General features: G+C 30.6%; 11 protein-coding genes. 4 read left to right on the forward strand and 7 right to left on the reverse strand.

What is annotated here, in order from left to right; translation table 11 throughout:
- Nucleotides 1-281 precede the first annotated feature (281 nt).
- Nucleotides 282-5,813 (forward strand): ZmpA/ZmpB/ZmpC family metallo-endopeptidase, encoded by a 5,532-nt coding sequence (locus O3802_RS07500; protein WP_371458980.1) that lies wholly within the window; start codon nucleotides 282-284, stop codon nucleotides 5,811-5,813.
- Between the two features lie 75 nt (nucleotides 5,814-5,888).
- Here the strand turns inward: O3802_RS07500 and O3802_RS07505 are convergent, their stop codons facing one another.
- The 7 genes from O3802_RS07505 to O3802_RS07535 all read right to left on the reverse strand — a co-directional run bounded on the left by O3802_RS07505 (nucleotide 5,889) and on the right by O3802_RS07535 (nucleotide 12,632).
- Nucleotides 5,889-6,641: an FAD-dependent oxidoreductase gene (locus O3802_RS07505; protein WP_371458981.1), complete on the reverse strand. Its 753-nt coding sequence runs from the start codon at nucleotides 6,639-6,641 to the stop codon at nucleotides 5,889-5,891.
- Between the two features lie 197 nt (nucleotides 6,642-6,838).
- Nucleotides 6,839-7,402 carry a TetR/AcrR family transcriptional regulator gene (locus O3802_RS07510; RefSeq protein WP_371458982.1) on the reverse strand — a complete coding sequence of 188 codons (564 nt, stop codon included), beginning with the start codon at nucleotides 7,400-7,402 and terminating at the stop codon, nucleotides 6,839-6,841.
- Nucleotides 7,403-7,599: 197 nt separating this feature from the next.
- Nucleotides 7,600-8,136 (reverse strand): ClbS/DfsB family four-helix bundle protein, encoded by a 537-nt coding sequence (locus tag O3802_RS07515; protein WP_371458983.1) that lies wholly within the window; start codon nucleotides 8,134-8,136, stop codon nucleotides 7,600-7,602.
- Nucleotides 8,137-8,166: 30 nt separating this feature from the next.
- Nucleotides 8,167-8,916 carry a DeoR/GlpR family DNA-binding transcription regulator gene (locus tag O3802_RS07520; RefSeq protein WP_371458984.1) on the reverse strand — a complete coding sequence of 250 codons (750 nt, stop codon included), beginning with the start codon at nucleotides 8,914-8,916 and terminating at the stop codon, nucleotides 8,167-8,169.
- Between the two features lie 140 nt (nucleotides 8,917-9,056).
- Nucleotides 9,057-9,626: an RDD family protein gene (locus O3802_RS07525; protein ID WP_371458985.1), complete on the reverse strand. Its 570-nt coding sequence runs from the start codon at nucleotides 9,624-9,626 to the stop codon at nucleotides 9,057-9,059.
- A 9-nt stretch (nucleotides 9,627-9,635) separates the two neighbouring features.
- On the reverse strand, nucleotides 9,636-10,352 hold the full coding sequence (locus O3802_RS07530; protein ID WP_371458986.1) for a YebC/PmpR family DNA-binding transcriptional regulator: 717 nt from the start codon (nucleotides 10,350-10,352) through the stop codon (nucleotides 9,636-9,638).
- Between the two features lie 339 nt (nucleotides 10,353-10,691).
- Nucleotides 10,692-12,632 (reverse strand): KUP/HAK/KT family potassium transporter, encoded by a 1,941-nt coding sequence (locus O3802_RS07535; protein WP_371458987.1) that lies wholly within the window; start codon nucleotides 12,630-12,632, stop codon nucleotides 10,692-10,694.
- A 296-nt stretch (nucleotides 12,633-12,928) separates the two neighbouring features.
- On the opposite strand from O3802_RS07535, the gene nagA reads away from it, so the two are divergent.
- From nagA to O3802_RS07550, 3 genes are all read left to right on the forward strand, one after another.
- Complete coding sequence (gene nagA, locus O3802_RS07540) at nucleotides 12,929-14,071, forward strand: N-acetylglucosamine-6-phosphate deacetylase (RefSeq protein WP_371458988.1); 1,143 nt, start codon at nucleotides 12,929-12,931, stop codon at nucleotides 14,069-14,071.
- A 20-nt stretch (nucleotides 14,072-14,091) separates the two neighbouring features.
- On the forward strand, nucleotides 14,092-14,811 hold the full coding sequence (gene nagB / locus O3802_RS07545; protein WP_371458989.1) for a glucosamine-6-phosphate deaminase: 720 nt from the start codon (nucleotides 14,092-14,094) through the stop codon (nucleotides 14,809-14,811).
- Between the two features lie 102 nt (nucleotides 14,812-14,913).
- Nucleotides 14,914-15,951, forward strand: a complete 1,038-nt coding sequence (locus O3802_RS07550; RefSeq protein WP_371458990.1) for a cyclically-permuted mutarotase family protein — start codon at nucleotides 14,914-14,916, stop codon at nucleotides 15,949-15,951.
- Nucleotides 15,952-16,008 lie beyond the last annotated feature (57 nt).

A 16,008-nucleotide genomic window follows, 5' to 3' on the forward strand; every position in this document is an offset into this window, starting at 1 on the left:
AATACAGTTGTATTTTTTTAGTTAATTATTGTAATTTTTATTAGAGAATATCAAAGATATTTATACCTTAATAAAACTATAAAATAATAAAAATTAATCCCTTCTGTTTTTTCAACTATCACTAAGTAAAAATATAAAATAAATAATTTCCTTACAAAATTAAAAACTCATTAATATTTTATAAATTTCCGCCTTTTTTGATTCCTATTAATTGTAATAAGATAGCTTTTTTGGTAGAATTATATGGTCTAGATATTATAGAAAGGAGAAATAATTTTTTTATGAAAATAAAAGACAAAAATAACAATAAAATTTTAAAGTTTTCTATTAGAAAATTATCTCTTGGTGCTGCACCTGTAGTTATCGGTGCCTTAATTTTCGGAAGTTATGCGCCAAGCGAAGTTTTAGCAAATGAAAATACAAATGTTAATTATACATATTTATCAGAAAATGAATTAACAGACGCGGAAAAAAGTTTAATAAAGAAAAATATACCTAGTGATGTTAAAGAAAATGAAACATATTACATGGTTTATAAAAAGGAGTCTAAGCCTACATCAGAGATTAAGACTTTACCTAATACTGGACAAAGTTCTCTTCCTTTAACAGGTTTAGCCATAGGTGCTGCTGTTCTTGTAGTTCTTTTAGTATCTAAAAAATACAGAAACAAAGTACTTAGCGTTGTTCTAATCGGTGCGATGGGGCAAAGTGTTGGTATGCCATTTGAATCTTTCGCTTTCGAAAATAAAGAGTTGGTAAGCTATAATACTCAAAAAACTGTAGCTAACTCTAACGAATTGGCAAGTGGTGTAATAAAAATAGATGGTTACTCTTATGTTGGATATTTCACACAAAGCGATCTAAAAGCCTTACCTACCCCAACAAACTCAACAAGTTCAATCGCTCCAACAAACCCAACAAATCCGTCAAACCCAACACCTCAAGCTCAACCGGAACACAGAACAACTCCAACTGAGGGTAAAAAAGTTCTTGTTGAAGAAAAACCTGAACTAAAAGTTACTAAAGAAGTTGTTGCTTTTGAGACTATCGAGCAAAATGATGATACTCTTCCTAAAGGTCAGACTAAAGTTATCCGTGATGGAGTTAATGGTGAACGTACTATCTTAACTGAAGTATCTACTGTTGATGGAGTACAAACTAGTAAGGTTATCGATAATTCTATTACCACTCAACCGGTTAATAAAATTGTTGCTGTTGGTACTAAAGAAGTAACTCCGCCTACTCCAGAGCACAAAACGACGCCAGATGAAGGTCCAAAAGTTGCCATCGTTGAAAAACCTGAATTAAAAGTTACAAAAGAGGCTGTTGCTTTCGAGACTATCGAGCAAAATGATGATACTCTTCCTAAAGGTCAGACTAGAGTTATCCGTGATGGGGTTAATGGTGAACGTACTATCTTAACTGAAGTATCTACTGTTGATGGAGTACAAACTAGTAAGGTTATCGATAATTCTATTACCACTCAACCGGTTAATAAAATTGTTGCTGTTGGTACTAAAGAGACACCAACTATAGATAAAACTGCATTGAGAAACGCTATTGCTACTGCTAACAGTAAAAATCAAGATGATTATACTACTTCTTCTTGGACTAACTTAACTACTGTTCTGGCTTCAGCAAACACGGTTAACAACGATAATGATACCACTCAAAATGCGGTAAATGAAGCTACTCAAAACTTACTAAGAGCTATTGAAAACTTAGTAAGACTTACTGATAAACCTGTATTAAAACTTGTTACTATTAACAAAAATGAGTTAGAACATAACGCTACAGCTAAGTACTCTTTAGAAAATCCTACTAATACTGAAATAAAATCTATTACAGCTACTCTTAAAAAAGGTAGTGAAGTAGTAAGAACTGTAGACTTAACTAAAGAAAATTTAGATGCTGTTTTGAGCAATCTAGAGTTTTATAAAGAATACACATTATCTACAAAAATAGTTTATAATCGAGGAAATGGAGAAAAATCAGAGACTCTTTCTGATGAAAGAATTCTTCTAGATCCTAAAAAGATTGAAGTTAAAGATATTAAGCGCACGGACTTAATTAAATATGAAAATAAAGTTGAGTCAGATGCTACAAGACTAACATCTATCCCTCAAGATTTAACTAATTATTATCTAAAAGTTACATCAAACGACCATAAAACAACACTATTAGCTGTTAAAAATATCGAAGATGCAGAGGTTGATGGTAAAAAAGTATATAAAGTAACTGCTGTTGCTGACAACTTAGTGCAACGCAACGCAAGTAATAATCTTAGCGACGTATATACTTACTACATAGAAAAACCAAAAACCAAAGAAGATAATGTTTATTATGATTTTGCAGAATTAATAAGCGCTATGCAAGCAAATCCGGCTGGAGAATTCCTTCTTGGTCAAAGTATGAGCGCTAAAAATGTTGTGCCAGCGGGTAAATCTTACGTTACTGCGGAATTTACAGGTAAACTCTTAAGTAATGGGGATAAGCGTTACGCTATTCACGACCTAGAACATCCATTGTTTAATAATATCAGTAATGCAATAATCAAAAATATTAACTTTGAAAATGTTGCAATAGATAGGTCTGGAGAAGATAATATCTCTACTATTGGAAATAATTTAAAAAATAATGCAACTATTGAAAATGTTAAGATTACCGGTTCTATAACTGGTAAAAATAATGTTGCCGGAGTTGTTAACAATATCCATGAAGATGGAAAAGTTGAAAATGTTGCATTTATTGGTAAAATAAATTCTGTCGGAAATGATTCTACAGTAGGTGGTATTGCTGGTTCTAACTATATGGGATTTGTTAATAGAGCTTATGTGGATGCCACTATTACCGCTAATAATGCACATGCAAGTATGCTAGTACCTTTTGTAAACTATAAAGCACATAGTTGGCTATCAGGAACAAAAGGAAAACTAACAAACTCTGTAGCAAAAGGTATTCTTGATGTTAAAAATACTAAATATGTTGGTGGAATAGTTGCCAAAACTTGGCCATATGGAGCGGTTCAAAATAACGTAACATATGCTAAAGTGATTAAAGGTGAAGAGATATTCGGTTCGAACGATGTTAATGATGAAGATGCAAATCCTTTTGTATCAAACTTATTTGGAGTTGTCGGATATAGTTCTTCTGAAGATGGTACTGGTCGAGATAATAAAAACAAAAATAAATTAAAACACTTATCTAAAGCTGATGCTGATGCAAAAGTTGCTGGTTTCAATATTACCGCTGATACACTAACAAGTGAAGCATACACTATGAACACTATCAACAATATCAAACCTAGTGACAAAGCATATACAGATATTCAAGATTATAATACTGACTACAGCTTAGCATACAAAAACCTTGAAAAGCTACAACCATTCTATAATAAAGATTATATCGTTAACCAAGCGAATAAACTTGCTAAAGATCATAACTTAAATACAAAAGAAGTTCTTTCTGTTACACCGATGAATAACAATGATTTCATCACTAACCTTAGTGCTGCAAATAAAATTGTCGTTCACTATGCTGACGGAACTAAAGACTACTTCAACTTATCTGAAAGTAATGCCGGCTTAACTAACGTTAAAGAATATGAAATAACTAATCTTGGAATTAAATATACACCTAATATCGTTCAAAAAGATCATAGTAATCTTATCAATGGTATAAAAGCTATCTTAAGTCCAATAGATCTACAATCAGAGCCAATTTATCAACATTTAAATAGAACTGGTAATAACAAAGTAAATGCGATAAAAGACCTTTATTTAGAAGAAAGTTTTGATTATGTTAAGAGAAATCTTGATGTATTCATTGAAAAATTAGTTCAAAATGAGGATCATCAACTAAATAATTCTTTAGCAGCTCAACAAATGATTCTTGATAAAGTTGAGAAAAATAAAGCTGCTCTATTACTAGGTTTAACTTATCTAAACCGTTACTACGGGGTTAAATTTGGTGAGGTAAATATTAAAGAACTTATGCTGTTTAAACCTGATTTTTACGGTAAAAATGTTGATGTTTTAGACAGACTTATCGAGATGGGTTCTAAAGAAAGTTATATTAGTGGTTCAAGAACATTCGAAGCCTTTGGTGAAGTTCTTGCAAAATCTACAAAATCAGGACACCTAGAGTCATTCTTAAACTATAATCGTAGTCTATTTACAAACTTTACAGATATGAACGATTGGTTTATCGACGCAACTAAAGATAAAGTATACATCGCTGAACGTGCTTCAGAAATAGATGCGATTAAAAATACTAAGTATCGAGCATTCGATAATTTAAAACGTGCTCACCTTAGAAAAACTCTTCTTCCTCTACTTAATATAGAGAAATCACATATTTACCTGATTTCTAACTACAATGCTATAGCTTTTGGTAGTGCTGAAAGATTAGGTAAAAAATCATTCGCTGATATTAAGGATATGGTGGACAAAGCTGCAGATAGTTATAGAAACTACTACGACTTCTGGTATCGTCTAGCTGCTGATAATGTTAAAAACCGTCTATTAAGAGACTCAGTTATCCCTCTTTGGGAAGGTTATAACGCTCCTGGTGGATGGGTTGATAAATACGGTAGATACGGACAACAAAATGAATATTCTCCACTTCGTGAATTATTCGGACCTATCGGTAAACACTTTGGAAATAATGGTGCTGGTGCATATGCTGTAATTTATGGTAATCCAAATGATACTAGAACAGAAGTAAACTATATTTACTTAAATATGATTGACGAATATGGTATTTCTGTTTATACTCATGAAACAACACACGTTAATGATGCACACATCTACCTTGGCGGTTTTGGTCGCCGTGAAGGAACTAGCTTTGAAGCTTTTGCTCAAGGTATGTTACAAACTCCAGTACCTAGCAGTTGGGCTGATGAGTTCGGTTCGTTAGGTATCAATATGGTATTTAAACGTCCAAATGATGGAAATCAATGGTATATTACCGATCCAAAAACCCTAAAAACAAGAGATGATATCGATCGCTATATGAGGGGCTATAACGATGCTTTAACTCTTCTTGACGAAATTGAGGCAGAAGCTGTTATTTCTAAACAAAATAGAGATTTAAACGGTGCTTGGTTCAAGAAAATGGATAAACAGTACCGTGATGGCAACAACCTTGATCAATGGGATAAGATTCGTCATCTATCAAAAGAAGAAAAAGACGGCTTAGACATTCAATCTGTTAATGATTTGGTCGATCAACAATTAATGACTAACCGTAATCCAGGCAATGGTGTTTATAAACCAGAAGTAGTTAGCTACCACGATCAATCTCCTTATGTAGGTGTTAAAATGATGACTGGTATTTATGGAGGTAATACTAGTAATGGAGCTCCAGGTGCAGTTTCATTCAAACATAATGCATTTAGATTATGGGGTTACTACGGTTATGAAAATGGATTCCTTGGCTATGCTTCTAATAAATATAAACAAGCCTCTAAAACGGATGGCCACTCAGTTCTAAGTGATAAATATATAATCAACAAAATTTCTGGTGGTAGATTCTCTACATTAGAAGATTTCAAAAAAGCTTACTTCCAAGAAGTAAAAGATAAAGCTAAAGTAGGTTTAACTACGTTTGAAGTAAATGGTACTACTGTTTCATCTTATGATGAACTTCTTGCATTGTTTAAAGATGCTGTTGAAAAAGATGCGCAAACTCTTAAATCAGATAACAATGGCAATAAATCAGTATCAATGAACCATACGTTGAAACTAAAAGAAGAAGTCTATAAAAAACTTCTTCAAAGAACAGATAGCTTTAAAACATCTATTTTTAAATAAAATATAAACTATATTTTAAACATATTAAACTCCCGAAAACTTATATATTAAGTTTTCGGGAGTGTTTTTTAACTTTTACTTCAGACCTCTGAAACTATCTGTTTTTATTTTTTTCTTATTTATTCCGTTATTTTCTAAAAATTTTTCCATAATTTTAACATCATCTGGTTGACCTGACAATAGATATATAGCATTGTTCCCATACATACCCACTGCTTTTTTTAGTTTTTCTTGACTTTTTTCTATACTCGCACTAGTTTCATAGGTAAAGTCTTTTCCTTTATTTGATAACTCTATCAGCTCATTATTAAAAATATTCACCCCTTTATCTAGATGATTAAGTATAATTGTACGTTTAGAGTTCCATTCTTTAACGATTGGTCTCATCGCAGCGATACCAACATCAGATGCAAAACAAATAATAGGTTCTTGGTTATCTGCAATCTCTAAGTTATCACCTACCCAACTTACCTCAACCTTTGCTCCAACCTGCAAACTAGTTAAATTTTTCTTATAAATACTACCACTATTATGGGTTAAAATCATAATTTCTTTTTCTTCAGGACTAGATGCAATAGTAAGCCATCTGTTATTTTGCTTGCTATCCTTTACTTTAGGTAGAGTGATTTTTACATAAGACCCTGATTTCCAAGTCATATTATCTGGTTTTTCCAATCGAACAACATAAAGATCAGCGCTAGCATTTTCTATTGATTTGATCGTTAAAGTTTGACTACGTCCAAGAAATACAAATACTCCCCACGTTATTAACCCTAGAACCACTGTTGTAATAAGAATAATAGTTAACATTTTTTTACCTCTTTTCATTTTCTTCCTCTTTCAAAAATTTTATAGTTAATAATATATACGTTCATTTTTTTATTTAACAGATTATAAATCTAAATCAAGCACAGTTTTATAGTTAATAATACACTTTTATATAGTTAAAAGTATGTTACTTTGTATGAATGAATATAATTTATTATTCATTCATATATATTTAAAAAATAAAGAATTATTATTCTTTATTTAAATAATCCTTTTACAAAATAAGTTGCTAAGGTTTCTATTGTCTGATTAACGTTGGGTACATCTTTTTCTGTAATATTCATATCTATATAGTAAAAAAGATGATAAACTTCTAAAACCTCTTGGATTTTTTCTTGAGAATACCCTTCCTTCAACATACGTTTAGTAAATGTTTCTATTAAAAACTGGTGGAATGGATTCGACTCCCTACCTTCCTCTGAAGAATAATAGCTATGCAATTCATTAGAAATAGCTGGATTATACCATTCTGCTAAAATTTTATTAGATGAAACCAAGCTTCTTGATTGACCAAAAAGTTGACCTATAAGTTCAACGACATCTCCTTGCCAATCTATATCATTCATTATAACTTGTCGAATACGATTATTTTCGTCTATATAAACATCTAGAAAAATTTCTTCTTTACTTGCATAATAATTATAAAAAGAGCCAACTGCCATACCTGCCTGTTTTGCAACTTCTGAAATAGCTGTTGCTTTATAGCCTTTTCTAGAAAAAACATCATAAGCCGCTTGTTTTAACGCTTGCTTTTTGTTCAATTTTCATCCTCCTTCCTCTTGATGAATGAATTTTGTTTTTAATTCATTCATATTTTATCAAATATTTTTCTTCAAGTCAATAAATAAATTATCTTATCTTCTTCTATTCCAACTTTAGTTATTATTTTTTACTATAAAAATAATAGGAAGTATCCGCTAATCTGCTTTTACTTCCTCATAGTTATATATTTTATATCTTAGTTGCAATTTTTCTGATGAGCCTTTAATTTTTTTATAGCCCAATCATAATGGCTAGAAGTAGCACTTACAAAATATGATCCAAGAGTACTTCCTCCAACCCATTTATAAACTTTTTTTGAAAATAATTCTTCATTTGTAAAGTTTTCGGCTAGTTTTAAAACTTCTTTATGTGATTTTTGCAAAGCTTTTGTTGCATCTTCAAGAGATGTATTTTGGTGTTTCTTCCAAAATTCTACGTTCATATCGCCGTAAGTTCTCCAGTTATATGGTTGGGGAATAAATGGTTTTTCTTCTCCTTTTTGGTTAGATTCTACCCAATTCAAAATAAGCTGGTGCCATTCATAAAGATGAATTAAAACATCTCTTAAATTTTTATCCCTTTTCCAATGAGCTTCTTTTTTCTTTTCATCCTTTGAAAAATCAAAAGGGGTAGTTAATTCTTTATCAGACATTTTTGAGATTAATGTATTTAATTTTTCAAAGTTTTCCTTAGCTGCAATCATCAAATCTTCTTTTGTTTGTGGTCTTACCATAATACTTCACCCCTTCGATAAGTAACTAAATTATAAAATCTCCACTTCTTTTTTATACTGTTCTTTTATATTGTCATCAAGAACATCATCGCTAATAATCGCCGTTAAATCTTTTAATCGATAGAATGTATAAAATGCATGCGTTGAAAATTTGCTGTGGTCCGCAAGAACATAACGTTCTGTCGCATTGTTTAATATTGTATCGTTACAACGTCCTTCTTCTTCATCCGATATTGTAACTTTCTCCAAATCCAAGCCATTTACCCCTAAAAAAGCTTTATTAACGCTTATTTTACTTAATGTATCTTGGGTGAAATATCCAACAAAACCTTTTGTTTTAGGTCGGTATCTCCCCCCAATAAATATTAAATCACATGATGGATTATCTTTAAACTGTTCAAATACTATCATTGAGTTTGTAACAATATTTATATTACGATCTTGAAGATATTCTGCTAAATAGCTTGTTGTACTCCCTGCACCTATAAATATCGTTTCATTATCTTTTACTAATTCTGCAACTTTGCGCGCTATTTGTTTTTTTTCTTCAACATTTACTGAGATTTTTTTATTATAATTATCTTCTTGGTAAAAGTTTTTAGGTTTTAATTTTGCTCCCCCATGAATACGAGTTAGATGTCCGTAATCTTCTAATTCTTGAAGATCTCTACGAATTGTCATCTCGGTTACTTTCATATCTTTAGCTAAATTACTTACCCTTACCAAATGCTTCTTCTTTAATTCTTCTAATATATAACTATGTCTATCTATTTTTAACATTTTCCCACCTATAGTATCTTTTACTAATTATCTATTTTATTTTATCATTTTTATTTAAAATATAAAACTAATATTACTATTTTCTATTTAGATTTTCAAAAAAACATAGTTCTTATATAAAAGAACTATGTTTTTTCTTTTTATTTCACTTCCTGTACGTCTACCACTCTTGTGTTTGCTAACATATCATGTATTAATATCGGGTTGGTTTCTTTTACTATATATTTTTTATACAACCAATAAGCTCCTATCACCGGCGTTATTAACCAACATAGTGTAATTTTTACTAAAAACTCTCTTACTAAATATTTAGAAATCTCTATTCTCTTTCTATCCGTTGGTACTAGTCTTATCTTCAATAATTTTTTTCCGATAGTTTGGCCCTTCCATTTGTTTGGTAAATATCCAAATAATAAAACCGCAAAAATAACCATAGAAATAGTCATATATAATGCATTACGTTCGTTTTCAGCACCTCCAGCAGCACGCAAAGTTATTGTCGTACGATGAAAAACAAGTGCTATAGGTATATAAATTGCTAAATCTATCATATAAGCAATCAGTCTTTTTATGTAAGACGCTTCTTGTCCATCAAAATCCAAAATTTCTTCATTACCTTCTGGTGTTGGAAGTCCTTTTCCTTTTACATTTGGTTTTATTGTTCTATCATCATAGCTGTATGAATTACTTTTTTTTATTTTCTTTACCATATTTTTTCCTTAATCTAAGTTTACGTTATGATATACTTGTTGAACGTCTTCACAATCATCAAGCATTTCTAACATTCTTTCAAATTTCACTTTATCTTCTTCACTTAATGTTACTTCATTTTGTGGAATCATAGAAATTTCCGCAACTTCAAATTCTTCAATACCAGCAGCTTTTAATGCTTCTTGAATTTCGTGGAAGTGTTCTGGCTCTCCATAGACAAGAGCAAGTTCGTCTTCTTCTACAATATCTCTCGCATCAATATCCGCTTCCATAAGAATTTCTAACAATTCATCGGCGCTCTTTCCTTCCACACCTATAACAGCTGTGTTATCAAACATATAGTTAACAGAACCTGTAACTCCCAAATTCCCACCATTTTTTCCAAGAGCCGTACGTACTTCTGCTGCAGTACGGTTAACATTATTAGTAAGTGTATCGATGATAACCATTGTTCCACTTACTCCAAATCCTTCATAGCGTAATTCATCATAGTTTTCTTCACTTCCACCTTTTGCTTTTTCAATAGCACGGTCTATTATGTTTTTAGGAACACGGTATGTTTTTGCGCGTTCTAAAACTACTTTTAGATTTCTATTACTTTCTGGATCTGGCTCTCCACTTTTTGCCGCTTGATAAATTTCACGACCGAATTTTGCATAAATTTTACTAGTATTAGCATCTTTTGCCGCTTTTTTTTCTTTAATATTATTCCATTTACGACCCATTGTCTTTTCTCTCTTTCTTTTCTTTATTAATCTTTGTTTAATTCCCTATTATATACGTCTTTTTATCATATAAAAAACGTTATACACCCTACTATCTTACTATATTTATATGATTTTTTCAAGAGGGGGTGCATACTGTACTATAATTAAAGTAATATAAAAAATAATAACTTCTACATAATAAAATCACTACAAATAAAAATCAAATATATGCTTATACTCCTCAAAATACAAGTGACAATATATAATAACGACATTATCTTCCTTATACAAGATTTATAGTTGTAAAATAATAAGTTAATAAACTTCTACTTTACAACTATATAAAACTTATATTTTTTAGTTTATTCTTTTTAATTTTTTTTCTTTTATTTGTATAACATTTAATGGTACTGCTTCTTTAGTTATAATACTTGTATCTAAACCGAACCATTTTTCTGGGGTAACAGTTATTCTCTTAAGTTTTAATCGTAAACTCATTATAAAACTATCAAAAGAAGTCAATCCATTATTGTTACCTAATACTTCATTTATTAATACAAATCTAAAATCCCCTACACTTTCTATCTTTCCGCGCAAGTTATATTTTGTTGGTTGTAAATCTAGCTCTTTATTTTTTAACAAATCATCTATTACTTGATGCATAAACATGTTTATTCTTTGATGTTCTCTAAATCCTAAATTAAAGGTAATTTTAAAGATTTTCTTATCACTAAATTTCGTAACTTTGTATTCTCTTTTATACGGCTCATCTACTACATTTATATGGACAAAAAAATAGACATTAGCTCTTTTGGGTTGCTTATTTAAAATAGAATATAAAACTGCATAATCTACATCACTTTCATACTTTGCTCCTGTTAAATAAACTAGATTTGTTGCATATTTTGGTATATCTTTATCACTACTAAGTTGTAATAGTTGTTTTTTATATTTTTCTACCGGTAAATATTGACTTTCTCTTTCTTTAATTTCCACACCTCTATACCATATAAACATTATACCAAAAATCAATATTGCTATTACTACCGTAATATATCCTCCACTAATAAACTTCAAACTGTTAGCATATAAAAATAAACTTTCTTCTAATCCAAAAACAATAAAAAATATTAACGCTATAATTTTTTGATTTTTTATTTTATATAAATATAAGCTAAGTAAGATTGTCGTTACAAACATTGTTATACTGATACTTAAACCATAAGCGGCTTCCATATTACTACTTGTTCTAAAAAATACTACAACTGAACTACTAAAAATAAAAAGTATTATATTGACAGCCGAAACATACACCTGTCCTCTTATGTCCGTTGGATATTTTATTACTAATTTTGGAAAAAGATTTAACTTAATTGCCTCTGATACCAACGTAAAAGAACCAGTTATTAAACTCTGACTTGCTATAATGGCGGCAAGTGTTGCAAGTAGTACTTGAATTATTACCAAATTTTCTGGAACTATAGCAAAAAATGGATTTTTTGTAGGATTATAATTTTCTGATAGTAAATATGCCGCTTGACCAAAATAATTAGTTAATAAACATATTTTTACAAAAGTCCACGCTGCTCTTATATTTTTTCTGCCACAATGACCTAAATCTACATATAGATCTTCCGCACCCGAAACACAAAGAAATACTGCACCAAGTAATAAGAAAATACCAGGATAGCTTCTTATTAAACTTAATGCATAATATGGGTTAATTGCTTTTAAAATTGTTAAATTAGTCGTAATGGCTCGTACTCCCCACAATAATAATGATAGAAACCATAACGTCATTATTGGTCCAAATAATCCTCCTATTTTCTTAGTACCTAAATGTTGAAATGAGAAAATAAAAATGAATATTCCAAGAACAATTAAAACTACTCCATTTGTTGATAAATTAGGGAAAATATTATGTAATCCTTCTATAGCTGATGTTACTGTTATTGCTGGTGTTATTACCCCGTCTGCAAGAAGTGTAGCTCCCCCAACCATAGCCAAAAAAACAACAAATTTTTTCGTATTGTTTTTTATTAATGCATAAAGAGAAAATACCCCACCTTCTCCTTTATTATCTGCTTTTAAAGCTATTAATACATATTTAATTGTAGTTTGTAATGTCATTATCCAAAATATTAAACTTACAAATCCTAAAACAAGTAATTCATTCATGTTATCTCCACTTGTTTTTATAAAAGATTTCATGACATATAAAACTGAGGTTCCAATATCCCCAAAAATTATCCCTATAGTCATTATTACTCCTAAAAAAGAGAATTTTGTTTTCTCCATAGTAAATCTCTCCATCTTTTTTATATTTTTCTATAAATTTATTTCTATTTTTTTCTATATACATTATAAACCTCTTTTCATTAAAGTCAAGAAAATTATTTTTATTTAACACCTTAAATTAATTTTGCTATATTTTTTAATAAATTCTATTATTAACTCTTTGTATTTTTGTTATTGAACTTTGCTTTTCCCCTTTACAAAATGCCTTTTCTTATGTTACCATTAAGGTGAATAATATTTAACACATTAAATTTCGTGTAGATATATTTAAAAAAATTTCAAAGAGAGGTAATATTATGCTTATTAGAAGTAAAAAAGTTTGGTCTAGTAGCCAATTTCTTCCTCTTACTATTGAAGTCGAAGATAATAAAATTGTTGCCATTTATGATTACAATCATTTCGATAAAGTTGATTACGATTTTGGTGATGAACGCATCCTTCCTGGTTTTATCGATGTTCATACTCATGGTGCTTATGGTTATGATACTAACGATGTTGATGAAGAAGGACTTCGTAATTGGACTAAAAATGTTGTTTCTGAAGGTGTAACTTCATTTTTACCAACAACTATTACTCAAACAGAAGAAGTTTTACTAAAAGCTGTTGCTAATGTTGCAAAAGTTTATGATGAAGGCTACGAAGGAGCAGAAATTCTTGGGATTCATTTCGAAGGACCTTATCTTGATGAAGAAAAACGTGGTGCTCAACCTTTAAGTTGTATACAAACACCAAGTGTTGAACAATTTAAAAAATTCCAGAAAGCTAGTAATAACCTTATTAAACTTATCACTATCGCTTGTGAAAAAGATGTTGACTACAAACTTACTAAATATTTGGTAAGTCAAGGTATTCGTGTAAGTCTTGGTCATTCTGCGTGTAACTATAAAGAAAGTTATTTAGCATTTGCTAATGGTGCAACATCTCAAACTCACGTTTATAATGGTATGGTCGGTTTCCATCATCGTGATGGTGGTCAAGTAGGTTTTGCTCTTCGTGCACGTGACGTTTATGGTGAGGTTATCTGTGATGGTATTCATTCTACTACAGATGCTCTAAATACTTATTTCACGGCAAAAGGGCGCGATCATGCAATTATGATTACCGATTCTCTTTGTGCTAAAGGTTGCGGTCGTGGTTCTTACATCTTCGGTGGTGAGAATATGGAAATCTATGAAGATGGTAGTGCTCATCGTGATGATGGTCGCTTGGCAGGTTCTACACTACGCGTTATCGATGGTTTACGTGTCTTAATCGAAGACGCTCTTGTTCCTGTCGATGCTGCTATTAACTCTTGTACAAAAAATCCAGCAGAAATGTTAGGTTTTGCTGACCGTAAAGGACGTATTAAAGTCGGTTATGATGCTGACCTTGTTGTTATCAGTCGTGACTATGAAGTATTACGTACATTTGCGCGTGGGAAAGAAGTATATAAAAAATAAAAAATAGAGGAAAATAATATATGAAATATTTAATTTTTGATAATAAAAAAGAAGCTTCTATTGAGAGCTATAAAATCTTAAAAAGTCTAATAGATGAAAACTCTACATTAGGTTTAGCAACAGGTTCTACACCTACTGATCTTTATGCAGAAATGATTGCTGATTATAAAGCGGGAAACTTCAGCTACAAAAATATTAAATCTTATAATCTTGACGAATACGTTGGTATTAGCTATGATCACCCAGAAAGTTATCATAAATTTATGGATACTAACCTATTTGATCATATTGATATTAATAAAGAAAATACACATGTTCCTAATGCATCTGCTGCTGATTTAGAACTAGCTGTTAAAACATATCAAGAAGAGCTTGATAAGGCGCAAATTGACGTTCAAATTCTTGGTATTGGTGGAAATGGTCATATTGGATTTAACGAGCCAGGAACACCGTTTGATGCGGGAGTCCATGTTGTAGATTTAAAAGAAGAAACAATAAAAGCTAACTCTAGATTTTTCGATGGAGATATAAATCTTGTTCCAAAACAAGCTATGACTATGGGTATTAAAGACATTATGCGTACTAAACATATTATTTTATTAGCTTTTGGTAAAGAAAAACGTGAAGCTATTAGAAGTTTAGTAGAAGGAGAAAAAATAACTGAAAATATTCCTTGTACAATTCTTAAAAATCATCCAAGTGTTTATGTTTTAGTTGATAAAGAAGCTAATTTTAAATAACAATAAAAAGGCTACTCACCTTTATGAGTAGTCTTTTATAAAATATATAAATGAAAGCGTTATAATTTTATAAATTTATTAAAAAAAAAAGGGGGGTACTTTATGAGTACAAAATTAACGTGGAAAAATATAGCAACTGTCGCACCTCAAAAAGGTTATGATAAAAACTTAGGTACAGCCGGTCTTGTTAAAGGTATTTTAGGTTCATACCTTATCTTCGGTGGTGGCACAAATTTTGAAGATGGTATTTTACCTGTTGATGGAGGTGTAAAAATCAATCACAAAGATGTTTATCTATATAAAGAGGTAAATGGCAATTTATCGCTAGTAGATCAAATTCAATATGATTATCCTCTTGCTTACGGTCCTTCTGCTGTTGCTGATAATAAACTTTATTATATTGCTACAAAAGAAGAAAATTTATCTGAAATTTTAGTATTCACTGTAGTTGATGACAAACTTGTTGTTAATGTATTTGGTATATTACCATTTACAGTAGAAAATACTATTGCCGAGGTAGATAACAACATCCTTTACCTTGGCATTGGCTCTATTAATGGAAAAAATACTAATGAACTTTATTCATATAACCTATGCACTAAAGATTTTGATGTTATTGGTGAATTTCCTGGAAAATTACGCTCACAAACTATTAGTTGTATTTACAATAATGAATTATATATTTATGGTGGCGGCGCAGATGTAACTTTCAATGACGGTTATAAGTTTAATTTAACAACTAAAACTTGGGAAAAACTTGCTGATGTCATTATCGATAATGAAGAAATTTCTCTACTAGGGGCAGATTGGGCACCTCTTAATGAAAATGAAATGCTAGTTATCGGCGGTTTTGACAAAGATATTTGGAAAGAAGCAGTATTTAATCTTAGTACTTTAATAGGTGAAGAAAAAGATAACTACCGTAATGATTACTTCCGTCGCCCTGTTAAAGATTTCAACTGGAACAAAAAAGAATTGGTTTATAATCTAAAAGAAAATACTTGGTATAAACTAGATGAAATATCTTTTAAAGCTCCTTGTGGTCATGCGTTACTAGCCACAAAAGATTATATATACTCTATAATGGGAGAAATAAAACCAGCAGAACGCCTACCATTTATCCATCAAACAAAAAAATAAAAAACAATCCTAGCTAACACTTAAGTTAGTTAGGATTTTTTACTAATCTTAATAGGT

It is taken from the genome of Gemella sp. 27098_8_92 (genome assembly GCF_041433685.1).
Classification (GTDB): Bacteria; Bacillota; Bacilli; order Staphylococcales; family Gemellaceae; genus Gemella.